18 protein-coding genes are annotated in these 22,752 nt (G+C 64.6%); 8 read left to right on the top strand and 10 right to left on the bottom strand.

All coding sequences use genetic code 11. The features are described from left to right. Positions 1 to 15: 15 nt before the first annotated feature. The 6 genes from FOM02_RS02890 (at position 16) to FOM02_RS02865 (ending at position 7,314) form a co-directional block, all read left to right on the top strand. On the top strand, positions 16 to 1,566 hold the full coding sequence (locus tag FOM02_RS02890) for an AMP-binding protein (protein WP_027563216.1): 1,551 nt from the start codon (positions 16 to 18) through the stop codon (positions 1,564 to 1,566). Positions 1,567 to 1,838: 272 nt separating this feature from the next. Next, positions 1,839 to 3,437: an ABC transporter substrate-binding protein gene (locus tag FOM02_RS02885; RefSeq protein ID WP_265441439.1), complete on the top strand. Its 1,599-nt coding sequence runs from the start codon at positions 1,839 to 1,841 to the stop codon at positions 3,435 to 3,437. A 36-nt stretch (positions 3,438 to 3,473) separates the two neighbouring features. Beyond that, complete coding sequence (locus FOM02_RS02880) at positions 3,474 to 4,421, top strand: ABC transporter permease (RefSeq protein ID WP_027563218.1); 948 nt, start codon at positions 3,474 to 3,476, stop codon at positions 4,419 to 4,421. A 9-nt stretch (positions 4,422 to 4,430) separates the two neighbouring features. Continuing rightward, positions 4,431 to 5,324 carry an ABC transporter permease gene (locus tag FOM02_RS02875; protein WP_027563219.1) on the top strand — a complete coding sequence of 298 codons (894 nt, stop codon included), beginning with the start codon at positions 4,431 to 4,433 and terminating at the stop codon, positions 5,322 to 5,324. Continuing rightward, positions 5,324 to 6,331, top strand: coding sequence for an ABC transporter ATP-binding protein (locus FOM02_RS02870; protein WP_027563220.1), 1,008 nt, complete (start codon positions 5,324 to 5,326; stop codon positions 6,329 to 6,331). Before FOM02_RS02875 ends, FOM02_RS02870 begins: the two co-directional genes overlap by 1 nt. Further along, a complete protein-coding gene (locus FOM02_RS02865; RefSeq protein ID WP_027563221.1) occupies positions 6,328 to 7,314 on the top strand; it encodes an ABC transporter ATP-binding protein in 987 nt (328 codons plus the stop codon). Before FOM02_RS02870 ends, FOM02_RS02865 begins: the two co-directional genes overlap by 4 nt. Here the strand turns inward: FOM02_RS02865 and FOM02_RS02860 are convergent. From FOM02_RS02860 to FOM02_RS02825, 8 genes are all read right to left on the bottom strand, one after another. Continuing rightward, the gene (locus tag FOM02_RS02860; RefSeq protein WP_027563222.1) at positions 7,286 to 8,098 is read right to left on the bottom strand and encodes a hypothetical protein; all 813 of its coding nucleotides are present in this window, start codon (positions 8,096 to 8,098) and stop codon (positions 7,286 to 7,288) included. The genes FOM02_RS02865 and FOM02_RS02860 overlap by 29 nt on opposite strands. A 267-nt stretch (positions 8,099 to 8,365) precedes the next feature. Next, complete coding sequence (locus tag FOM02_RS02855; protein WP_027563223.1) at positions 8,366 to 10,339, bottom strand: acetyl-CoA carboxylase biotin carboxylase subunit; 1,974 nt, start codon at positions 10,337 to 10,339, stop codon at positions 8,366 to 8,368. Continuing rightward, positions 10,336 to 11,952 carry an acyl-CoA carboxylase subunit beta gene (locus FOM02_RS02850; RefSeq protein ID WP_027563224.1) on the bottom strand — a complete coding sequence of 539 codons (1,617 nt, stop codon included), beginning with the start codon at positions 11,950 to 11,952 and terminating at the stop codon, positions 10,336 to 10,338. Before FOM02_RS02850 ends, FOM02_RS02855 begins: the two co-directional genes overlap by 4 nt. Before the next feature lie 123 nt (positions 11,953 to 12,075). Then, a complete protein-coding gene (locus FOM02_RS02845; protein WP_027563225.1) occupies positions 12,076 to 12,942 on the bottom strand; it encodes a 3-keto-5-aminohexanoate cleavage protein in 867 nt (288 codons plus the stop codon). 207 nt (positions 12,943 to 13,149) lie between these two features. Next, positions 13,150 to 13,953 carry a helix-turn-helix domain-containing protein gene (locus tag FOM02_RS02840; protein ID WP_027563226.1) on the bottom strand — a complete coding sequence of 268 codons (804 nt, stop codon included), beginning with the start codon at positions 13,951 to 13,953 and terminating at the stop codon, positions 13,150 to 13,152. Positions 13,954 to 14,146: 193 nt separating this feature from the next. Further along, positions 14,147 to 14,803 carry a glutathione S-transferase family protein gene (locus tag FOM02_RS02835; protein ID WP_027563227.1) on the bottom strand — a complete coding sequence of 219 codons (657 nt, stop codon included), beginning with the start codon at positions 14,801 to 14,803 and terminating at the stop codon, positions 14,147 to 14,149. Continuing rightward, positions 14,803 to 15,966 carry an acyl-CoA dehydrogenase family protein gene (locus FOM02_RS02830; RefSeq protein WP_027563228.1) on the bottom strand — a complete coding sequence of 388 codons (1,164 nt, stop codon included), beginning with the start codon at positions 15,964 to 15,966 and terminating at the stop codon, positions 14,803 to 14,805. Before FOM02_RS02830 ends, FOM02_RS02835 begins: the two co-directional genes overlap by 1 nt. A 119-nt stretch (positions 15,967 to 16,085) precedes the next feature. Continuing rightward, complete coding sequence (locus tag FOM02_RS02825; protein ID WP_027563229.1) at positions 16,086 to 17,222, bottom strand: acyl-CoA dehydrogenase family protein; 1,137 nt, start codon at positions 17,220 to 17,222, stop codon at positions 16,086 to 16,088. 267 nt (positions 17,223 to 17,489) lie between these two features. Between FOM02_RS02825 and FOM02_RS02820 the strand changes: the two genes are divergently transcribed. After that, the gene (locus tag FOM02_RS02820) at positions 17,490 to 19,040 is read left to right on the top strand and encodes an acyl-CoA synthetase (protein WP_027563230.1); all 1,551 of its coding nucleotides are present in this window, start codon (positions 17,490 to 17,492) and stop codon (positions 19,038 to 19,040) included. A 74-nt stretch (positions 19,041 to 19,114) separates the two neighbouring features. Beyond that, positions 19,115 to 20,338, top strand: a complete 1,224-nt coding sequence (locus FOM02_RS02815; protein ID WP_027563231.1) for an ABC transporter substrate-binding protein — start codon at positions 19,115 to 19,117, stop codon at positions 20,336 to 20,338. On the opposite strand, the gene FOM02_RS02810 is transcribed toward FOM02_RS02815, so the two are convergent. Further along, on the bottom strand, positions 20,335 to 21,819 hold the full coding sequence (locus FOM02_RS02810; protein ID WP_027563232.1) for a glycosyltransferase family 2 protein: 1,485 nt from the start codon (positions 21,817 to 21,819) through the stop codon (positions 20,335 to 20,337). The two genes, FOM02_RS02815 and FOM02_RS02810, sit on opposite strands and share 4 nt — an antisense overlap. A 49-nt stretch (positions 21,820 to 21,868) precedes the next feature. After that, entirely contained in the window at positions 21,869 to 22,639 is a 771-nt protein-coding gene (locus FOM02_RS02805; RefSeq protein ID WP_027563233.1) for a helix-turn-helix transcriptional regulator, read from the bottom strand. Positions 22,640 to 22,752 lie beyond the last annotated feature (113 nt).

The raw sequence follows: 22,752 nt of genomic DNA, 5'->3' as shown, positions 1-22,752 counted from the left end.
CAAGCCGGAGGATAGATGTACACAGGTCACCACGCCCGCCTGCGCCCGCTGCAGCCCGCCTTCATCATGGCCGCGACAGGCGAGGCCGTCACCTATCGCGAGCTGGAGGCGCGCAGCAATCGCCTGGCGCATCTGTTCCGCAGGCACGGCTTGAAGCGGCTCGACCACTACTCGATCTTCATGGAGAACAATGCGCGCTATCTGGAAGCCTGCGGCGCGGGCGAGCGCTCGGGGCTCTACTACACCTGCATCAACTCCTTCCTGACGCCCGGCGAGCTCGCCTATCTCCTCGTCAACAGCCAGTCGAAAATCCTGATCACGTCGCGGGCGAAGCTGGACATCGCACGCGAGGCCATCAACGCCTGCCCCGACGTCAAGCTCTGCATCGTCGCCGACGGTCCCGGCGAGAGCGAGCGCATCGTCGGGCTGGCGGATGTGACCGCCGATCTGCCGGCGACGCCGATCGCGGACGAATGGCTTGGCACTGCGATGCTGTATTCATCGGGCACGACGGGACGGCCGAAGGGCATTTTGCGGCCGCTGCCGGAGGAGCCGCCAAAACAGAATCTGCCGCTGTTCGATTTCCTGACGAAACTCTGGCACTACCGCGAGGGCATGGTCTACCTGTCGCCGGCCCCGCTCTATCACTCGGCGCCGCAGGCCGCGGTAAATCTCACGATCCGCATGGGCGGCACCGTGATCATCATGGAGACGTTCGATCCCGAGCGCTATCTCCAGCTGGTGCAACAATGGGGCATCACCCACACCCAGCTGGTGCCGACGATGTTCTCGCGGATGCTGAAGCTGCCGGAGGAGGTGCGCAAGCGTTACGACCTCTCCTCGCTGGAGATCGCGATCCATGCCGCCGCGCCCTGCCCGGCCCTCGTCAAGGACGACATCATCAAATGGTGGGGTCCGATCATCCACGAATATTACGGCGCCACCGAAGGCCTCGGCTTCACCGCCTGCAACAGCGCGGAATGGCTGGCGCATCGCGGCACCGTCGGCAAGGTGCTGCTCGGCGACCTCCATATTCTCGACGAGAACATGCAGCCACGCCCGACCGGAACGCCGGGGCAAGTCTGGTTCAAGACGGGATCGCCGTTCGAATATTTCAATGATCCGGAGAAGACGAAGGAAGCGCGCTCGGCCGACGGCAACATGAGCACGGTCGGCGACGTCGGCTATGTCGACGAGGACCGCTTCCTGTATCTGACCGACCGCGCGACCTTCATGATCATCTCGGGCGGGGTGAACATCTATCCGCAGGAATGCGAGAATCTCTTGATCACCCACCCGAAGGTCGCCGATGCCGCCGTGTTCGGCGTGCCCAATCCCGATCTCGGCGAAGAGGTGAAGGCGGTGGTGCAGCCGATGCCGGGCGTGGTGCCGGGCCCGGCGCTTGCCGAAGAGCTGATCGCCTTCTGCGGGGCGTCGCTGTCGCGGCAGAAGGTGCCGCGCTCGGTGGACTTCGAGAAGGAGTTGCCGCGGCTCCCGACCGGCAAGCTGTACAAGCGGCTGCTAAGGGATCGGTATTGGGGCAACAAGACGTCGCGGATCGTGTGAGCCCCGCTGTCGTCCCGGGGCGCGACGAAGTCGCGAACCCGGGACGACGGCGGAGGTTGGCGATGCAACTGCGCACAAAAATCCACACAGGAACCAGCTCTTCGCACCTGCACTCTCACATGATGAAAGTGTGAACCCCTGCGGCCTTCCGTCATCCGAATTGTCGAGGCGGCTTGCGGCGTTACGGGTTGCCTCCCTCTATTCGCGTCGCTATCGTCCTGACAAACAGGCCACAAAAGGCCCAAAAGAACTAATGTCCAGGGAGGACGAGGATGCGGAGCGTGCGGGCGCTCGCCGCGACGGCGGCGCTATCTTTGCTGGCGTTTTCGACCATTGCGGTCGCCGGCGAGCCCAAACAGGGCGGAATCCTGCGGATGTATCACCGCGACAGCCCTGGCAACGCCTCGATCCATGAAGGCGCGACCTATTCGCTCAATGTTCCCTTCATGCCCGTCTTCAACAACCTCGTTATCTACAAGCAGGACGAAGCCCAGAACAGGATGGACAACATCGTCCCGGAGCTCGCCGAGAGCTGGGCCTGGGTGAACGACAACAAGACGCTGACCTTCAAGCTCCGCCAGGGCGTGAAATGGCACGACGGCAAGCCGTTCACCTCGGCCGACGTCAAATGCACCTTCGACATGCTGATGGGCAAGGCGCAGCAGAAGTTCCGGCAGAATCCGCGCAAGACCTGGTACGAGCAAGTCAATGACGTCTCGACCAACGGCGATTTCGAGGTCTCCTTCAACCTGAAGCGGCCGCAGCCGTCGCTGCTGGCGCTGCTCGCCTCGGGCTACACGCCGGTCTATCCCTGCCACGTCTCGCCCGGCGACATGCGCACGCATCCGATCGGCACCGGCCCGTTCAAGTTCGTCGAGTTCAAGGCCAACGAATCGATCAAGCTGACCCGCAACACCGACTATTGGCGCAAGGGCCGGCCTTATCTCGACGGCATCGAGTTCACCATCATCCCGAACCGCTCGACCGCGATCCTCGCCTTCGTCGCCGGCAAGTTCGACATGACCTTCCCGACCGAGGTAAGCATTCCGCTGCTCAAGGACGTCAAATCGCAGGATCCGAGCGCGGTCTGCGTCGTCGAGCCCAACAACGTCGCCACCAACATCATCGTCAATTCGACCGCTGCGCCGTTCGACAATGCCGACATCCGCAAGGCCATGGCGCTGGCGCTCGACCGCAAGGCCTTCATCAACATCATGTTCGAGGGTCAGGGCGACATCGGCGGCACCATGGAACCTGCGCCGGCCGGGCTGTGGGCGATGCCGAAGGAGATGCTGGAGAGCATTCCGGGCTATGGACCCGACGTGAACGCCAACCGCGAGCAGGCCAAGAAGCTGATGCAGAAGGCCGGTTACGGGCCGGACAAGCATCTCGCGGTGAAGATCTCGACCCGCAACATCCCGGTTTACCGCGATCCCGCGGTGATCCTGATCGACCAGCTCAAGAGCATCTATATCGACGGCGAGCTCGACGTGGTGGAGACCGCAAACTGGTTCCCGAAGGTCGCGCGCAAGGACTACATGCTCGGCCTGAACCTCACCGGCAACGCGGTCGACGATCCCGACCAGTCCTTCTACGAGAACTATTCCTGCGGCTCGGAGCGCAACTACACCAACTATTGCAACAAGGAGATCGAGAAGCTGTTCGACGTGCAGTCGCAGGAGACCGACATCGCCAAACGCAAGAAGCTGGTGTGGGAGATCGACAAGAAGTTGCAGGAGGACGTCGCCCGCCCGATCATCCTCCATGCGCGCACCGGCACCTGCTGGAAGCCCTATGTCAAGGGCGTGACGGTGATGTCGAACAGCTCCTATAATGGGTACCGCTACGAGGACGTGTGGATGGACAAGTAGCGGCGGGCGGCTGACGGGTTCGACAGGAGGCGATGCATGTTTGCCTATCTGGTGCGGCGCCTGTTCCTGATGCTCGTGACCCTGTTCGGGATCTCGGTCGTCATCTTCTTCCTGCTGCGCATCGTGCCCGGCAACATCGTCGACATCCTGTTCGCCGCCGCCGGCTATGTCGATCCCGCCGACAAGGCCAATCTGGAAAAGGAGCTCGGCATCGACCAGCCGCTGATCGTGCAGTATTGGCACTGGATCAGCGGTTTCCTGCGCGGCGATTTTGGCTATTCCTACGTCTCCGAGAAGCCGGCGTTGCAGGAGATATTGCCGCGGATTCCGATCACCGCGCGGCTCGCCGGCCTTGCGCTGTTGTTCTCGGCATCGATCGGCATCCCGCTCGGCGTCATCAGCGCGGTGAAACAGGGAACGCGGCTCGACTACGCGCTGCGCGTCGTCAGCCTCAGCGGCCTGTCGCTGCCCTCGTTCTGGCTTGGCCTCCTCATCCTCACGGCGTCGGTGGCGATGTTCGGCCAGATGCCGATCTTCAATCCCAATCCGCAGACCTGGCTCGAGGCATTCGCGACCTACGCCGTGCCGGCCGCCGCCGTCGGTTTCCGCAGCGCGGCGCTGACTATGCGCATCACGCGGTCCTCGATGCTGGAGGTGCTGCGGCAGGACTATATCCGCACCGCGCGCGCCAAGGGTGCCTCCGATGCCGCCGTGAACTATCACCACGCGCTGAAGAATGCGATCCTGCCCGTCATCACCGTGATCGGCATCGAGGCGGCATTCCTGATCGGCGGCCTGATCGTCACCGAGACCGTGTTCAACATCCCCGGCGTCGCGCGCTTCCTGGTCGAGGCGATCCGCTGGCGCGATTATCCGATCGTGCAGAACCTCGTGATGTTCATCGCGGTCGTCGTGGTGTTCGCGAATTTCACCGTCGACATGCTCTACGCGGTGTTCGACCCGCGGATCAGGTACACGGATTAGGAGAGCTGTTTGGCCGCGATCGACTTTGACGTTGAGCTGAGACGCGCCGGGGCGAACGCGACCGGAGGCTGGCGGCGCGTGCTGTTCATGGCGCAGCGGCATGTGCTGGGCGCGGCCGGGCTCGTCATCATGACGGTGTTCGTGCTAACAGCCGTCTTTGCCGACTTCATCGCGCGCTATGATCCGCTGACGGTCGATGCCGCACGTGCGCTGGCGCGCCCGAGCTGGGCGCACTGGATGGGCACGGATTCGTTCGGCCGCGACGTGTTCAGCCGCATCATCCACGGCGCGCGGATCTCGCTCGCGGTCGGCATCGGCTCGACCGCGCTCGGCGGCACGATCGGCGTCATCGTCGGCCTCACCTCCGGCTATCTCTCCGGCTGGGTCGACCTTGTGTTCCAGCGCGTCTCCGACATCCTCCAGGCGCTGCCCCTGCTGGTCCTCGCGCTGATCATGACGGCGGCGCTCGGCCCGTCACTGCCGAACGTCATCATCGCCATTGCCATTCCGCTGATCCCGACCGTGTCGCGCGTCATCCGCGCCAACACGCTGGCGCTGCGCGAGCAGCCCTTCGTCGAGGCCGCCAAGTCGATCGGCATGAGCGAGGTACGGATTGCGCTCCGCCATGTGCTGCCCAACACGCTGGCGCCGCTGATCGTGCTCGCCACCGCCCAGCTCGGCTCGACCATCCTCACCGAAGCCTCGCTCTCCTTCCTCGGTCTCGGCATTCCCGAGCCTTATCCGTCCTGGGGCCGCATGCTCTCCGAGTCCGCCGCCGAATATGTCCGCACCGCGCCGTGGCTAGTGATCTTCCCGGGCATCGCGATCAGCCTCGCCGTGTTCGGCGCCAATTTGTTCGGCGACGCCCTGCGCGACATCCTCGATCCCCGGCAGCGCGGCTGATGGCGAAAGAATCCGACCTCGTGCTCGATGTGAAGAACCTGAAGACGGTGTTCTTCACCAATTCGGGGCTCTTCAAGGCGGTCGACGACGTCTCCTTCACGGTGAAGCGCGGCGAGACGTTGGCGATCGTCGGCGAATCCGGCTGCGGCAAGAGCGTCACCGCGCTGTCCCTGATGCGGCTGGTGCCCGATCCGCCCGGACGCATCGTCGGCGGATCTGTTACGCTCGAAGGCACCGATCTGCTGGCGTTGGACGAAGCCCAGATGCGCAAGATCCGGGGCAATCGCATCTCCATGATCTTCCAGGAGCCGATGACCTCGCTCAATCCCGTGATGCGGATCGGCGACCAGATCGTCGAGGCCGTGCGGCTGCACCGGAACATCTCGTCGAAGGAGGCACAAGGAATCGCCGTCGAGATGCTGCGGCTGGTGCGCATCCCCGAACCGGCGCGGCGGGCGAAGGAGTATCCGCACCAGCTTTCCGGCGGTATGCGCCAGCGCGCGATGATCGCGATGGCGCTGGCCTGCCGGCCGGCGCTGCTGATCGCGGACGAGCCGACCACCGCGCTCGACGTCACCATCCAGGCGCAGATCCTGGCCCTGATCCTCGATCTCCAGAAGGAGCTCGGCACGGGTCTGGTGCTGATCACGCACGACCTCGGCGTCGTCGCCCAGACCGCGCAGCGCGTGATCGTGATGTATGCGGGGCGGAAGGTCGAGGAAGCCAGCGTCGAGGCGCTGTTCGCGGCGCCGAAGCATCCCTATACGCGCGGGCTGATGGCCTCGATCCCGGCCGTGCCAGCGTCCGGCGTCGCGGCGCAGGAGCGGCTCAACGAGATTCCCGGCACCGTGCCGTCGCTGGTGCGGCTGCCGAAGGGCTGCGCTTTCGCGCCGCGCTGCAAGCTCGCGATCAAGCGCTGCGAGGCAGAATACCCCCCGCTAGCGGATTGGGGCGGCGGCCATCTCGCGGCGTGCTGGCGTGCGGCTGAAGTTGCGGAGGTGGCATGACCCAGGCTCTGCTCGAAGTCACCGACCTCAAGAAATATTATCCGGTGCGCGCCGGCGTGCTGCGGCGGCAGGTGGGCACCGTGCACTCGGTCGACGGCGTCTCGTTCTCGCTTGGCGCCGGCGAGACGCTCGGGCTCGTCGGCGAATCCGGCTGCGGCAAGTCGACGGTGGCGCGCAGCGTGCTGCGGCTGGTCGAGCCGACCTCGGGCCAGATCCGCCTCGACGGCGAGGACATCACGCATCTGTCCAAGACGGCGCTGCGCCCGCATCGCCGTTCGATGCAGATCGTGTTCCAGGACCCGTTCGCCTCGCTCAATCCGCGCATGACCGCAGGCGATATCGTCGGCGAGCCGCTCGCCGTGCACGGCCTCGCCACCGGCAAGGCCCTGGAGGCGCGCGTTGCAAAACTGTTTGAGCAGGTAGGCCTGCGGCCCGACCAGATGCGCAACTTCCCGCATCAATTCTCCGGCGGCCAGCGCCAGCGCATCTGCATCGCGCGGGCACTCGCGCTGGAACCGCGTCTGATCGTCTGCGACGAGCCGGTGTCCGCGCTCGACGTCTCGATCCAGGCGCAGGTAATCAACCTCCTGATCGACCTACAGCGCCAGCACGGCTTCTCCTATCTCTTCATCGCGCACGACCTCGCCGTGGTCGCCCATATCAGCCATCGTGTCGCCGTGATGTATCTCGGCCGCATCGTCGAGATCGCCGACAAGGACGAGCTGTTCAGGAATCCGCGCCATCCCTACACGCAGGCCCTGCTCGCCTCCGTGCCGATCGCCAACCCGCTCGCGAAGAAGCTGGCGCCGCTGGTCGATGGCGACGTGCCGAGCCCGGTCAATCCACCCTCCGGCTGCGCATTTCACACGCGCTGCCGGTTTGCGATGGAGCGATGCAAGACGGAACGGCCGGCGCTGGTGAATGCGGGCGACGGGCACCAGGTGGCGTGCTTGCTCAATGACGGGACGGGGCGGAGCCAGTAGGCCGTAGCGCGCTGATCACCGGCCAGGCTGCCAGCGCTGCGGAGAGATGCTTGAGCGTGTGGCCCGAGACGATGTGTCCTGTGGCTTCGAAAATGGTCGCATCGCCGAGCTCGAAAAGCTTCGCCAGCACATAAAAGACAATCACGCCGCCGAGCGGCACGCCGAACGCACCGGGCCGGGGCCGCGTCAGCGCCAGTCCCACGGCGAGCGCCATGCCGCCGAACTGCACGACCGCCCATGGCGTGAGATTCTCGCGCGCCACCCAGGCCGCGAGCGGGCCCGCAACCGTCATCAGCATCACCATCGCCAAGCCCGCGCGCTTGCTGACGCGCTCGCTGGCCGCGATGCCGAGAAAGCCCGCGAACGCCACCGCCATGCCGAGACGATCAGCCACGAGCCGCTGCGGCGCGTCAGGATCCAGATGATAGATGCTCGACCCGATACAGGTGAGGATCAGGCCCACGAAGAAGCAGCCTGCGCCCACGGGCGCATCATTGTGGCCACGCAGCTGCATCAGACCCCAGACGCCCATTGCCACGAAGGCGAGATTGCTCAGCACGTCGCCGGCGTTGGGCACGCCCAGCCAGAAGCGGGTGTCGACGTAATGCGGGATGGGCCAGGCGGAGGCGTGCAGCGTCGGCGCGAAGACCGCCGCCAGGGTCAGGACGAAGAGCGCGGCGATCAGGCATTTCTCGCGGAAGTGCGGGGCGCCGACTGCGAAACGGCGGCGCACTGATGGGAATATCGTGTCGATCGCTTGGCCGGGGTCATTGGCGCGCAACATGCGTGGCTCCAGACGAATTGAACGAAGTTCATTATTGATAGACCAGAATTGAACAATGTTCAATGAGGATTGTGCGCTAAGTCTCGCGAGCTCGAATGTCATTGAAATTATTCATATTTTTGGAGTTTACGACCGAGGAGGTGCCGTTGGTGCCGTAGGGTGGGCAAAGCGAAGCGTGCCCACCACCTGTATGCCAATCGAAACGAATGGTGGGCACGGCGCTATGCGCCTTTGCCTACCCTACGATTGCGGAGTTCGCGGCGCCGACTACGCCCCGATCTCCACAACGATCCTGCCCGTCGTCACCTGCTCGCCCTCGGTGACGTCGATTGCCGAAACCACGCCATCGATGCCGGCCTTGTGGACGTGCTCCATCTTCATCGCTTCCAGCGTCATCACCGGTTGGCCGGCGGTGACGCGGTCGCCCGGCTTGACCAGCACAGCGACGACGCGGCCGTTCATGGCGGCGCGGACCTTGCCGTCGCCGCCGTTGCTTGCGGCGGCCTTCGGCGCAGCGAGGGTGAGATCATTCACCGCGAGCGGGATGCCGCGATGCTGGAGATACAGCCGATCGCCGTCCCGCAGGAATTTTGCGCTGTCCATCACGCCATCGTGGCGGAAGCGAATGGCATCGGCATCGAGCTGGTCGATCTCGAACGTTTCCTTCCGGCTGTCGGTGGCGACAATGTAGCTGCCATCGCGCTCGCGGGTGACTTCGAGCTCGTACGCCTGGCCGGCGATCTCGATCTTTGCCGGCAGCGGGAATGTTGCCGCGAGACTCCGGGCCCCCTGCCATGACGGCGAGCGCGGATTGGTGATGTAGAGCAGCAGGCATGCCAGTGCCGTATCGAATGCGGCGTTTGCGCGCGGCACCAGCAGCTCGTCGCGATGCGCGCCGATGAAGGTCGTCGTTGCTTCGCCCCTGGCAAAGCCGGGATGGCGCAGGCACGACATCAGGAACGCCTGGTTGGTGGTTACGCCGAACGCGGTGAGTTGCTCGAGGCCAACGATCAGCCGCCCCCTCGCCTCCTCGCGCGTCGTGCCGTGGCCGATCACCTTGGCGATCATGGAATCGTAGAACGGCGGGATCTCAGAGCCCGATTGCAGCGCATGCTCGACGCGGATGCCGTCAGGCACCTGCCAGCGCGCCATGCGTCCGGACTGCGGCATGAAGTCGTGCGCGGCATCTTCCGAGCACAGCCGCACCTCGATGGCATGGCCTGTGAAGCGGATGTCCTGCTGCTTCACCGGCAGCGCCTCGCCGCGCGCGACGCGCAGCTGCAGCTCGACGAGGTCGAGCCCGGTGATCGCCTCGGTTACGGGATGCTCGACCTGGAGACGCGTGTTCATCTCCATGAAGTAGAACTCCCCGCTTTGATCGAGCAGGAATTCCAGCGTGCCGGCGCCCTCGTAACGCAGCGCCTTCACCGCCGCGACCGCGACCTCGCCCATTTTCGCGCGCAGCTCCGAAGTGACGGCCGGCGACGGCGCCTCCTCGATCAGCTTCTGGTGCCGCCGCTGCACCGAGCAGTCGCGCTCGCCGAGATGGATGGCGTTGCCGTGGCTGTCGCCGAACACCTGGATCTCGATGTGGCGTGGATTTTCGATGGCGCGCTCGAGGATCACGGTGGGATCGCCGAACGCCGCCTTCGCTTCCGACCGCGCGCTGCGCAGCGCATCCGGAAACGATGCAGCATCGGTCACAAGCCGCATGCCGCGGCCACCGCCGCCGGCAACCGCCTTGATCATCACGGGGAAGCCGATCTTTTTGGCCTCGGCGAGCATGATCTCGTCGCTTTGGTCGGCGCCCTGATAGCCGGGCACGATGGGCACGCCGGCCTTCTTCATGATCTCCTTGGCGCCGGCCTTGTTGCCCATCGCCTCGATCGCCTGCGGCGACGGGCCGATGAAGACCAACCCGGCATCCTTGCAGGCTTGCGCGAAATCTTCATTCTCGGCGAGGAAACCATAGCCGGGATGCACTGCGTCCGCACCGCTCGCCTTCGCGGCTGCGATGATCGCGGGGATGTTGAGATAGGACTGCGCCGGCAAGGCTTCACCAATGCACACGGCCTGGTCGGCCTGCTTGACGTGGAGCGCGCCGCGATCGGCGTCCGAATAAACCGCGACGACGCCGAGGCCGAGCCGCCGCGCGCTGCGCATCACACGCAACGCGATCTCGCCGCGATTGGCGACCAGAACCCTATAGAACGGCCGGTGCTGCACTGATCCGTTCCTCATGGGCGGGCCACCGAGAATTGCATGCGCTGGGGCGCGCGCGAATCGCCCTCGCGGCAGATCGCGAGCACCTCCGACAGCACCGCGCGCGTGTCGCGGGGGTCGATCACGCCGTCGTCGAGCACGCGTGCGCTGGTGGAGAACACGTCCATCTGGCCGTCGAACACACCGACGATCTGCGCCTTCATGGCCTCCAACTTGTCCTTCTCGATCGGCTTGCCGCGGCGCGCGGCGGCGGCCTCGGTCACGATCGCCATAGTCTCGGCGGCCTGCTCGCCGCCCATCACCGCGGTCTTGGCGTTCGGCCAGGAGAAGCAGAAGCGCGGATGGAAGCCGCGCCCGCACATGCCGTAATTGCCGGCACCGAACGAGGCACCGCAATAGATCGTGATCTGCGGCACCGTCGCCGAGGTCACCGCCTGGATCATCTTGGAGCCGTGCTTGATCATGCCGGCTTCCTCATAGGCCTTGCCGACCATGTAGCCGGTGGTGTTGTTGAGATAGAGGATCGGCGTGCGGGTCTGGCAGCAGGCCTGGATGAAATGCGTCGCCTTGTTGGCGCCAGCGGGATCGAGCGGGCCATTGTTGGTGATGATGCCGATGGCCTGGCCCTCGATGCGGGCATGGCCGCAGACGGTGGCGGGGCCATAGTTCGGCGCCATCTCGGTGAAGTCGGAATCGTCGATGATCCGCGCGATCACCTGCTTCATGTCGACGGGGCGCTTGTGGTCCATCGGCATGATACCGAGCAACTCATCCTGGTCGTAGCGCGGCGGCTTGAACTCCGACGCCGCTCGGCCCGGCCGCTCCCATTCCAGCGCCGCCATGATCTCGCGCGCGATGCGCAATGCATCGCGGTCGTCCTCGGCGAGATAGTCACCGAGGCCGGAGACCTGCGTGTGCATCTCGGCGCCCCCGAGCTCTTCTTCCGTAGCGATCTCGCCGGTCGCGGCCTTTAGCAGCGGTGGCCCCGCGAGGAAGGCGCGGGTGCGGCCGCGAACCATGACGATGTAGTCCGAAAGGCCGGTCTGGTAGGCGCCGCCGGCGGTCGAGGAGCCGTGCGTGACGGTGACAACCGGCAAGCCTGCCGCCGAAAGCCGCGCCAGATTGCGAAAGATATTGCCGCCGCGGACAAAATCCTCGACGCGGTAGCGCAACAGATTGGCGCCGGCGCTCTCGACGAGCTGCACGTAAGGCAGCTTGTTCTCCAGAGCGAGCTCCTGCACCCGCAGCGTCTTGTCGAGGCCGTAGGGCTGCAGCGCGCCGGCATCGATGCCGGAATCACTGGCGCTGACCATGCAGCGGATGCCGGAGACGAAGCCGATGCCGGCGATCACGCCGCCGCCGGGCACACTCTTGCTCGCATCCGGCACGTCGAACATGTAGCCGGCGAGCGTCGACAGCTCGATGAAGGGCGCGCCGGGATCGAGCACCAGCGCGACGCGTTCGCGCGGCAGCAGCTGACCGCGCTTGTGGAAGCGATCCTTTGCGGCGGCGGATGCGGCCCGCGTGCGCTCTTCCAGCGCGCGCATGCGGTCGATCAGTGCGAGCATGCCGTCGCGATTGGCGTGGTAGGCGGCGCTGCCGGGGGAAATGGTGTTTTCGAGAATGGACATAACTCTTTCCCAGTCGTCATTCCGGGGCGCGCGTAGCGCGAGCCCGGAATCCATACTCCCCGATCGTGGTTATGGATTCCGGGCCTGGCCCTTCGGGCCATCCCGGAATGACGGAGTGTGTGGCTACCTGTTCGTCCCAAAGATCTTCCGCGCCTCGGCGGGGCTCGCGATCTCGCGGCCGGCGCGGCGGGCGCAGGCGGCGATGGCCTCGATCAGCTGGCCGTTCGAGGTCACCTTCTTGCCGTCGGCGAGATAGAACGCGTCCTCGAGACCGGTACGCAAGTGACCGCCGAGCTCGGCGCAGCGCTGGTGCAGCGGCCAGATCTCCTCGCGGCCGATCGCGGTGACCTGGAACTGCGCTTCGGGGCGCTTCAGCTTGATCAGGATCGGCAGCAGCTCCGGGTCCGACGGCATGCCGGAGGCAACGCCCATGACGAAATTATACTCGAGCGGGCCCTTGTACATGCCGACCTGGTGATACATGCCGACGCAGCGGACGATGCCGACGTCGAAGCATTCGAACTCGGGGATAGTGCCGACCTCATTCATGACGTCGAGATAGTCCTTCACCTTCTCGACCGCGTTGTCGAACATCATCGGCGGCCAGGCCCAGGTGTTGTCTGCCTTGACCTTCAAATAATTCAGCGAGCCAGCGTTGCAGGCAGCGATCTCGGGCTTGGTCTCGCGGATGCAGTCGAGCGCGCCGGAGTAGTTCGGGCCTGAGACACCCGAGGTGTGGTTGATGATGACCCCGGGACAGGCTTCGCGGATCGCCTGCTGGATCTCCTTGCTGACGCTGACCTCCCAGGACGGCAGATGGCCCTTGCCCGGCGCCTGCTGGCGCAGATGGATGTGCATGATGGAGGCGCCGGCATCGAACGCAGCCTTGGCCTCGCGCGCCATCTGCTCGGGCGTCACGGGCACGTTGTGCTGCTTCGGGTCGGTGAGCACGCCGTTCAGCGCGCAGGTGATGACGGCCTTGTCGCTCATGCCAAAAATATCTCGCACGTTGAGAATTCAACGCTTGCGATCATGTGATGCGGGGCATGCGGCTTCTTGCGCGGAGAAGCTAGCTAAAGACGAGCTATCGTAGGGTGGGTAAAGCGTAGCGTGCCCACCAACTTTGCCAGTTGCCGACAGGTGGTGGGCACGGCGCAAGAGCGCCTTTGCCCACCCTACGAAGCGACGAGAGCGAGCCTAGCCCGCCTCCGCGAGCACCCGCACCGTCTCGGTGCTGCGATAGATCGCAAGATCGCGCGAGCCGACGAAGATCGCGCGCGGCTTCAATCCATAGAAGCGGCGGATCGAATGGCTGAAATGGGTGCTGTCGGGATAACCGATGTCCTGCGCGAGATGGGCGAGGTTGAGGTCCTGGTTGGCGAAGTGCAGCAGATGCCGCGCGCGCTTCCAGGCGCGGAAGGAGCGGAACGAGATGCCGGTCTCTTCCTTGAACAGATGCAGGAAGCGCGAGGCCGAGAGGCCCGCTTCGGCCGCACATGTATCCGCCGTGACCGGCTCGCCGGAGAAACGCTCGATGCGGGCGACTGCGCGCATCACGCGCGGGTCGAGCACGCGGCGCGGCAGCGCCTCGCCAAAACACATCTCGTCGAATTCGGCGGTGGTGATGTCGCCGTAGCGGCGTTGGCGCAGCAGCGCGTAGGCAGCCAGGATCTTTCGGGCATAGACCGCGCGGTCCGGCCCCGTCAGCCGCTGGGCCAGGGCTTCGATCACGCCATCCGGCATGCTCTCGGGCTCAAGCGTCACGCTGATTGCGGTGCGGTAGTCGCTGGCAATGGAATGGCGCTGGTTCGGCAGCGTGACGAACAGCTCGCCGGTGGCGAGAACGTCGTCGATGGTCAGGTGGAGATTGCCCTTCACGGCCACATAGACATGGCAGCAACCCGGAGTCCGCTTGCGGGGCCGTCCGAGCAGGCCGGCATAGAACACCCGCTCCGGCGTGATCAGCATCAGATGGTCGGATTCGCGACCGTTATAATCCATTGGGCATCCTCCTCGCGCGGCTCTTTGGCCGCTGCGGACGGAGGTCACCTTAGCGGAAATTTGGGCGCTGTCACGACGGGATAGCGCTGTCATGAAAACATGCGTCGTCGTTCCGGGGCGGTCCAAAGGGCCGAATCCGGAACCTCAAGATTCCGGGTTCGCGCTATTGCGCGGCCCGGAATGACAGCTTCCCTTACGCCCTCACGCGCGGCGCAACATTCTGCTCAAGGCCGGCCTTCTGCTCCGCAGCAACCGCGCGCCTGAAACCATCGCGCTGCTGCAGGCGCGACCAATAAGCTGCGACATTTGGCCCAAAGTCCTTGGCGAGCCCGATATTGTCGGCGAGGCGCAGCGCATAACCGATGACAATGTCAGCGGCGGTGAAGCGACCGGCGCACAAGGTTTCGGCATTGGCCGTCGCTGCCTCGACGGCGCGCAGCCTGCCCAGAAACCATTTTGCGTAATCGGTGGCGACCTGCGGAACGCGGCGCTCTTCCGGCTCGAGCTGGGTGTATCGGAGCACCAGCGTCTGCGGGAAGGTTAAGGTGGCGTCGGAAAAATACATCCAGTTCAGGAACGCGCCATAGGCGGGATCCTCGGAGCCGACCATCAGCGGCGTCGGCCCGTATTTGATGCCGAGATAATGGCAGATGCCCGAGGACTCGGTCATCCGCGTCTCGCCGTCGATCAGGAAGGGGATAGTGCCGAGCGGATTGATGCCAAGATAATCCTTGGCAAACACTCGCGGCGGGAACGGCAGCATCTTCAATTCATACGGCAGCCCCATCTCCTCCAGCATCCAGAGCGGGCGGAACGAGCGCGCAGCGTCGCAGTGATAGAGCGTGATCATCAGGCGTTTTCCTTACTTCCCGGCAGCGTGCCCATCATCTTGCACAGGACCATCAGCATGACCTCGTCGGCGCCGCCGCCGATCGAGGTCAGGCGGCTGTCGCGATAGGCGCGGCTGACCGGCGTCTCGTTGGTAAAGCCCATTCCGCCCCAATATTGCAAGCAGGCGTCGGTGAGCTCGCGCCCGAGCCGGCCGGCTTTCAGCTTGGCCATGGTCGCAAGCCGCGTCACGTCCTCGCCCGCGACCAGCTGCTCGGCAGCGCGATAGATCAGCGCGCGCAACAGCTCGACCTCGGTCTGCATCTCCGCAAGCTTGAAGTGCACGACCTGGTTGTCGAGGATTGACTTCCCGAAAGCCTTGCGGTTGCGGGTGTACTCGATGGTCTGGTCGATGATGTATCCGTGTGCCTTCAGACAGGCGGCCGCGCCCCAGAGCCGCTCCTCCTGGAACTGGATCATCTGGTAGGTAAAGCCCTTGCCCTCCTCCCCGATCCGGTTGCGCTTGGGCACGCGGACATTGTCGAAGAATATCTGCGCGGTGTCCGACGAGCGCATGCCCATCTTGTCGAGCTTGCGCGCGACCGTGACGCCCTTGCTCTTCATGGGCACGCAGATCAGCGACTTGTTGCGGTGAACGGGCCCATCGCCGGTGTTGGCGAGCAGGCAGATCCAGTCGGCCTGGGTGCCGTTGGTGATCCACATCTTGCCGCCATTGATGACGTAGTCGTCGCCGTCGGATTTCGCGCTGGTCTTGATCGAGGCGACGTCGGAGCCCGCGCCGGGCTCGGAGACGCCGATGCAGGCGACGTAATCGCCTGATATCGAGGGGCTGAGGAATTCGCGCCGCACCTCGTCCGAGCCGAACCGCGCCAGCGCCGGCGTCGCCATGTCGGTCTGCACGCCGATCGCCATCGGCACGCCGCCGCAGGTGATGGCCCCTAACTCTTCCGCCATCATCAGCGCATAGGAATAGTCGAGGCCCGAGCCGCCGAACTCGACCGGCTTGTTCAGCCCGAGGAAGCCGAGGCTGCCCATCTTCTTGAACAGCTCATGCGCCGGGAAGATGTCGGCCTTCTCCCATTCATCGACGTGAGGATTGATCTCATTGGCGATGAATTTCTGCAAGCTACGGCGGATGTCGTCGTGATCGGCGGTGAATAGCATTCTTTCCCCTTTGTCATTCCGGGGCGCGCGAAGCGCGAACCCGGAATCCAGAGATTAGGTCCTACAATATCGAGATTCCGGGTTCGACGCTTCGCGTCGCCCCGGAATGACGGTGAGGGTCACAACCCCATCTGCCGGCTTGCCAGATCCTTCATGATCTCCTCGGTGCCGCCGCCGATGGCGTTGACCTTGACCTCGCGGTAGATGCGCTCGGCCTTGATGCCGCGCATGAAGCCGGCGCCGCCAAAGATCTGCACGGCTTCCGAGGCGCAGAACGCCATGGTCTGCGTCGCCTGGTTCTTCATCATGCAGATCTCGGCGACCGGGCTCTCGCCCTGCTCCAGCCGCCACGCCAGCATTTCCAGCATTGCCTGACTTGCGGCGACCTTCTGTGCCATGTCGACGATCTTGTGCCTGATGACCTGGTGCTGGGCGAGCGGCTTGCCGAATGTCTTGCGCTCCTTAGCGTAGGCAATCGCCTCGTCGAGACAGACGCGGGCGAAGGCGGTGCAGCTCGCCGCCATGCCCATGCGCTCGCTGTTGAAGTTCTGCATGATGATCTTAAAACCCTGGCCCTGTTCGCCGATCAGGTTCTCGGCCGGTACGCGGCATTCGTCGAAATGCAGCGTTGCGGTGTCCGAGGCCCACCAGCCCATCTTCTTCAGCTTGGTGCGCGACAGGCCGGGCGTGTCGCCCTCGATCAGGAGCAGGCTGACGCCGCCGGCGCCCTCGCCGCCGGTGCGCACCGCCACGGTCAGGTAGTCGGCGCGCACGCCTGAGGTGATGAAGGTCTTTTCGCCGCTCACGACGTAGTGATCCCCGTCGCGCCGCGCCCTGGTGCGGAGGTTTGCGACATCGGAGCCGCCGCCCGGCTCGGTGATGGCGAGCGCAGAAATCTTCTCGCCGGCTAGCACCTGCGGCAGCAGGCGCGCCTTCACTTCCGGCCGCGCCGCCCGCGCGATCGGCGGCGAGCCGATGGTGTGGCTCATCAGGCTGGCGCTGACGCCGCCGGCCCCGGCGCGCGCCAGCTCCTGGCTGGCCACGATCTTCATGAACTGGTCGGCGGCGATCCCGCCATATTCCTCGGGGAATCCAAGCCCAAGGAGACCTATCTCCGCCGCCTTGCGATAGAGCGCACGCGGGAATTCGCCGGCCTCGTCCCATTCATGGGCGAAGGGCGTGATCTCCTTGTCGACGAAGCGGCGCATGACCTCGCGGAAGGCGTCGTGCTCAGCGGTATAGAACGGGCTCGTCATCGCAACTTTCGCCCTGTTGGCGGATTCGGCTCATTCACCATGGCCGGAACATTTGCCGTTCACTTGCGCAGAGTGGCTGACCGGAGGAACCGCTCTACCGCAGCCTATCGCCTAGCAACTCAACGCAAGACGATTTTCACCCCTCGCAGGCCAACTCCGGATCAAAAAAGACTGCTGCACAGACTCCGGCTGGCCCCAGGGCCATGCCGGGCATGGTGCACGGCAACAGGGACGCGAGGCGGCACAAGACCGCCGAGGGAGGGATTTTTGGCCGTTCGTTACTACGACTGGATCGCCCACCATGGCCGCCGCACACCTGACAAGGTTGCGGTGATCGATCTCGCCAGCGAGCGCCGCTTCACCTATGCGCAGCTCGACGCTCGCGTCTCGCGCCTCGCTTCGTTCCTGCGCCATACGCTCAACGTCTCGCGCGGCGACCGCGTCGCGGTGCTGGCGCTGAACACGACCGATACGCTGGAAGCGCAGTTCGCCTGCGGACGGCTTGGCGCCATCTTCGTGCCGCTGAACACCCGCCTCACCGTTCCCGAGCTTCAGTTCATCACCAGCGATTGCGCGCCGAAGGTGATGATCCACGACACTGACCTGGCCGAGACCGCGCTCGCGGTCGCAAAGCTCTGCAATGTCGCGACCAGCCTGCTGCTCGGCACCGGCGGCGCCTATGAAGCCGGCATTGCCGCCGCAAAGCCGCTCGACCGCGCCGAGGAGGTCACGCTCGATGACGTCTCGACCATCATGTACACGTCGGGCACCACGGGTCATCCCAAGGGCGCGACGATCACCCATGGCATGACCTTCTGGAATTGCGTCAATCTCGGCGGCCCCGCCTACATCGGGCCGGCCTCGGTGCTGCTCACCGTGCTGCCGCTGTTCCACACCGGCGGACTGAATTGCTACACCAATCCCGTCCTGCATGCCGGCGGCACCGTGATGATCATGCGCGCCTTCGATCCCGGCACGGCGCTCGGCCTGATTAACGATCCCGCGCAGGGCATCAACGTGTTCTTCGGCGTGCCCGCGATCTACCAGTTCATGGCGCAGCATCCGGCTTTCGCGACGAGCGATCTGACCCGGCTGATCGTCTGCGGTGTCGGCGGCGCGCCGATGCCGGTGCCGCTCTTGAAAGTCTGGGAAGCCCGCGGCGTCGCGCTCCAGCAGGGCTACGGCATGACCGAGACCTCGCCAGCCGTGCTGGTGCTCGACCGCGAGGACGCGGCGCGCAAGGCGGGCTCGGCCGGCAAACCGGTGCTGCACACCGAGGTGCGAATCGTGCGCCCCGACGGCAGCGATGCCGATACCGGCGAGCTCGGTGAGCTCTGGGTCAAGGGACCCAACATCACGCCCGGCTACTGGAACAGGCCGGAGGCGAACAAGACGTCCTTCACCGACGGCTGGCTGCACACCGGCGATGCTACGCGCGTGGATGAAGAAGGCTTCTACTACATCGTCGACCGCTGGAAGGACATGTACATTTCCGGCGGCGAGAACGTCTATCCCGCCGAGGTCGAGAACGTCCTGCACCAGCTCACCGCGATCGCGGAAGCCGCGGTGATCGGCATTCCCGATGCGCAATGGGGCGAAGTGGGCCTTGCCATCGTCGCGGTCAAACAGGGCCAGCGGCTGAGCGAAGCCGAGGTCTTGGCGCATTGCGCGGCGAATCTCGCGCGCTTCAAATGCCCGCGCCAGGTCCGCTTCGTCGATGCGCTGCCACGCAACGCCACCGGCAAGATCCACAAGCCGACCTTGCGCAAGGAATTCTCGGTGGCTTCCGAAGTCGACAAGAAAGCCGCCAACGCCTGATCGAAGCGCCCCTCGCGGGCGCTTTTTGTTTTGAAAGTGCCTGCTCCACCCCAAAAGAAGTCAAAGGAATTTCCATGAAGAACAAGAAACTCGCCCTGCTTGCCGCGGCAACGGCCCTGACATTGCTCTCGGTTCAAGGCGCATATGCGCAGAAGAAATACGACACCGGCGTCACCGACACCGAGATCAAGATTGGCAACGTCGAGGCCTATTCCGGTCCCGCCTCCGCCTACGGCATCATCGGCAAGACCGAGGAAGCCTATTTCAAGATGATCAACGACCAGGGCGGCATCAACGGCCGCAAGATCAACTGGATCTCCTATGACGACGGCTACTCGCCGCCGAAGACGGTGGAGCAGATCCGCAAGCTGATCGAGAGCGACGAGGTGTTCCTCGTCTTCAACGCGTTGGGCACGCCGACCCAGACCGCCGTGCAGAAATATCACAACGCCAAGAAGGTGCCGCAGCTGTTCCTCGCCACCGGCGCCAGCAAGTGGAACGACCCGAAGAACTTTCCCTGGACCATGGGCTTCCAGCCCAGCTACCGGGTCGAGGCCCAGATTTTCGCAAAATACATCCTGAAGGAGAAGCCGGACGCGAAGGTCGCGATCTTCTATGCCAATGACGATTTCGGCAAAGACTACCTCGCCGGCATCAAGGACATTTTCGGCGACAAGGCCTCGAAGCTGATCGTGGCCGAGGAGAGCTACGAGACGTCGGAGCCGTCGATCGATGCCCACATCGTTAAGCTCAAGGGCACCGGCGCCGATGTCTTCGTCAACATCGCGACGCCGAAGTTCGCAGCGCAAGCGATTAAGAAGATCGCGGAGCTGGAGTGGAAGCCGATGCACCTGATGACCGACGTCTCGGTGTCAATCGGCGCGGTGATGAAGCCGGCCGGCCTTGAGGCATCCGAAGGCGTGCTGTCGGCCGGCTACTTGAAAGATGCGTCGGACCCGCAATGGAAGGACGACGAGGGCATGAAGAGGTTCATGACCTTCATCGACAAGTACATGCCTGGCGCGAACATCTCGGACGCCAATCTGGTTTACGCCTATGCGGCGGCCCAGACCATGGTGCAGGTGCTGAAACAGTCGGGCGACAACCTGACCCGCGAGAACGTGATGAAGCAGGCCGCCAGCCTGAAGGACTTCGTCCCCGACACGCTGATCCCCGGCATCAAGATCAACACTTCCTCCACCGACTTCGCGCCGATCGAGCAGCTCAAGATGTGGCGGTTCAAGAAGGGCCAGTGGGAGCTGTTCGGCGACATCATCAGCGCCGAAACCGGCGGCTAACCTCGCATCATGGCGGCGGGTGATGGTGCCTCGTTCGCGCCCTCGCCCGCCCCGATGCTGATCCCTGCCACCGGCAGACCAAGCCGGCGTTCGTCGCCTTTCGCCGCAAAGCGTGGGCATGTCCATGCCAGTATCGCCATGCCCGATGACGGCCGATTGAGCTGGAGGACGAAGGCGCCGGCAGAGATCGCCACATCGGCGACGCGCACGCCGTCGAGATAGAAGCGCACTCCGATTCGATCGAGAGGCTCGCGAATCTCCGGCGATGCAATGCGGATGGTGTTGCGCCCCTGCGGCAGTTCGATCCGCAATGCGGCTTCCGGCTCGCTCCAGCGAAAGCTGCGCTGCCGCCAGACCTCCGGTGCGTGGAAGCCGGCCTGCGCCACCACCTGATCTCCGAGGCGCGGCAATTTCGCACCGGGCGTCTCGCTGCTGCCGTGAATGCAATCGAGGCGCTGAAAATGGATCAGGGAGGCGATATAGCGCTTCAGCCAGCGCACAATGCTGTCGTCAGATCCGATCATCGTGAGCATGGTCAGCACGCACCGCGCATAGGCCGCGGAGGCGCGCGCCGAGCCGCGCGCGAAGCCGCCGCCCGCGAGCGCGATAAGGCCCCAGCGCCAGAGGCCCTCCAGGCTCTCGCCATTCAGGTGAGAAGATCGCATCCGCGCGGCCAGGGTGCTGCGCGCGAGCGCGACATCGAAATTGTCGCGCCTGCTCCATTCGATGGGAATGTCGAGCAGCTCGCTGCCGGCATCGCTGCGCGCCTCGCCGAGATAGCGGATCTCGCCTCGCACGAAGTCGAGCGTGAACGTCTTCAGCTCGCCGAGCTCGCCGATATAGTAGTGGTGGAAGCGCGCCTCTTCGAGATAGCCAATCGCATGGCCTCGCGCATGATAGGCGGCGGCGAGCACCCATTCGGCGAAGTGGCCGAACTCCTCGCGCAGGCCCCCGCATTCCCAGTAGATGTCGCGTCGCGTGACGAAGCACTGGTCCAGCACCTTACGCCAAGGATGCTGCTTCATGCCGAACTCGATGTCGGCCTGATACATGGCAGCTTCCGCCACGGACAGCCGGTTATGGCAGATCGGCACCGAACGGCAGGAAAAGCCGGCCCAGTCGGGATGAGCATCGATGGCGCGGAGGCACAGCTCGATCACATCGGGTTCGGGCCGGCAGTGCGATTCCGTGAAGAACAAATATCTGCCGCGCGCCTTCTCCGCGCCGAATGCGCAGAGCCCGATATCGTGCGCGACGCCGGCCTGCTCGATCCGGGCCGCGTCACCGGCAAGCGCTACCAGCTCCTCGCGCGCGGTGAAATCCGGCGGCATCACCAGGATGATCTCGTAGAGGGATTTGTCGGCGGTCTGCGAGGTCCAGCCGAGCCAGGATTGCTCCCACTGCCCGCGATGGAATTCGAGCGGAATAATGATGGAGAACAGCGGAGATCCGCCGCCGTGAGGTTGGAGCACGTCCTGCATGCTCCCTTATAGACGCAGGCCCAGCCGACGCCGGACTCTTTCTTGCGGATTATACCGACAGAAACACTGCAAACGGTTCTTCCACCGTGCGCCGCAGATGTTTCCGGTACAATGCATGGTTGCTGTCGTCAGGTCCGACCCGTCCCAGAGACGGGTTCGGGACGTTCCGGAGCGGCACGTAAGCGACCGGCGCCGCGATCGGCGTCAGCTGCGAGCCGGGGCCCGCGCGGAGCGTCGAGATGATGCCGTACATCTCGCCGCTCACCGTCGGCCGCGACACCGTGATCACCCGATGCTGGCCGTGCTTGATGATGACGAGATAGATGAAGCCGGACTGATGCGGCACCGCGACCTCCCCGGTGTGCTCGTAGGCGGCATCGGTCCGCTCGCCCTCGCGGAAGACCAGCGACGAGATCTTCGGCTCCCAGACGATCTCGGTGCGATAGGCGAAGATCGCGTCCTTGGCGCCGAACGAGGGCCGCAGCGTGATGTAGACATCCTCGAGCCAGGTCACGGCGCGATGCGCATAGGAGCCGAGGCTGTCGGGTGCGACATCGCTTGCGGCCGGGGGCGTCACCACGACGGCGTTTTTTCGCAAGGAGACACCCAGCGCTTGCTCCAGCCGCACCGTCGTCGCCAGCGTGAACGGCCGGCGCCCGCCGAGCGCCTTTTCCAGGGTCGAGAGGCTGAGCTTGGCCTGCTCGGCCAGCGCCTGCCGGGAGATCCGGCGCCTCGCCAGCTCCTCGCGAATGGTCTCTGCGATCTCCCGGCTCTGCTCGTCCGAAAGCTGCCCGTCGTTGAGTTTGTCCTGCGTCTGCATCGTGGCCCTGCTCCAGGACAGCCATTCTAGCAGGGCGGACAAACCAGCACAAAACCGCACATGGCCGCCCCGGCGGCGGCGTGCCGGGCCGGCCGCGGCGGAACATTGCCGAT

Source organism: Bradyrhizobium sp. SEMIA, assembly GCF_014844175.1.
Classification (GTDB): Bacteria; Pseudomonadota; Alphaproteobacteria; order Rhizobiales; family Xanthobacteraceae; genus Bradyrhizobium; species Bradyrhizobium arachidis.
The sequence above is the reverse complement of the archived record's forward strand: the minus strand, read 5'-3'. Positions and strand labels throughout refer to the sequence as shown.

What these genes read in the sequence shown, in the direction of transcription:
- FOM02_RS02890 (WP_027563216.1), top strand. Translation starts at nt 16, where the DNA reads ATGTACACAGGTCACCACGCCCGCCTGCGCCCGCTGCAGCCCGCCTTC.
- FOM02_RS02885 (WP_265441439.1), top strand. Translation starts at nt 1,839, where the DNA reads ATGCGGAGCGTGCGGGCGCTCGCCGCGACGGCGGCGCTATCTTTGCTG.
- FOM02_RS02880 (WP_027563218.1), top strand. Translation starts at nt 3,474, where the DNA reads ATGTTTGCCTATCTGGTGCGGCGCCTGTTCCTGATGCTCGTGACCCTG.
- FOM02_RS02870 (WP_027563220.1), top strand. Translation starts at nt 5,324, where the DNA reads ATGGCGAAAGAATCCGACCTCGTGCTCGATGTGAAGAACCTGAAGACG.
- FOM02_RS02865 (WP_027563221.1), top strand. Translation starts at nt 6,328, where the DNA reads ATGACCCAGGCTCTGCTCGAAGTCACCGACCTCAAGAAATATTATCCG.
- FOM02_RS02860 (WP_027563222.1), bottom strand. Translation starts at nt 8,098, where the DNA reads ATGTTGCGCGCCAATGACCCCGGCCAAGCGATCGACACGATATTCCCA.
- FOM02_RS02855 (WP_027563223.1), bottom strand. Translation starts at nt 10,339, where the DNA reads ATGAGGAACGGATCAGTGCAGCACCGGCCGTTCTATAGGGTTCTGGTC.
- FOM02_RS02850 (WP_027563224.1), bottom strand. Translation starts at nt 11,952, where the DNA reads ATGTCCATTCTCGAAAACACCATTTCCCCCGGCAGCGCCGCCTACCAC.
- FOM02_RS02845 (WP_027563225.1), bottom strand. Translation starts at nt 12,942, where the DNA reads ATGAGCGACAAGGCCGTCATCACCTGCGCGCTGAACGGCGTGCTCACC.
- FOM02_RS02840 (WP_027563226.1), bottom strand. Translation starts at nt 13,953, where the DNA reads ATGGATTATAACGGTCGCGAATCCGACCATCTGATGCTGATCACGCCG.
- FOM02_RS02835 (WP_027563227.1), bottom strand. Translation starts at nt 14,803, where the DNA reads ATGATCACGCTCTATCACTGCGACGCTGCGCGCTCGTTCCGCCCGCTC.
- FOM02_RS02830 (WP_027563228.1), bottom strand. Translation starts at nt 15,966, where the DNA reads ATGCTATTCACCGCCGATCACGACGACATCCGCCGTAGCTTGCAGAAA.
- FOM02_RS02825 (WP_027563229.1), bottom strand. Translation starts at nt 17,222, where the DNA reads ATGACGAGCCCGTTCTATACCGCTGAGCACGACGCCTTCCGCGAGGTC.
- FOM02_RS02815 (WP_027563231.1), top strand. Translation starts at nt 19,115, where the DNA reads ATGAAGAACAAGAAACTCGCCCTGCTTGCCGCGGCAACGGCCCTGACA.
- FOM02_RS02810 (WP_027563232.1), bottom strand. Translation starts at nt 21,819, where the DNA reads ATGCAGGACGTGCTCCAACCTCACGGCGGCGGATCTCCGCTGTTCTCC.
- FOM02_RS02805 (WP_027563233.1), bottom strand. Translation starts at nt 22,639, where the DNA reads ATGCAGACGCAGGACAAACTCAACGACGGGCAGCTTTCGGACGAGCAG.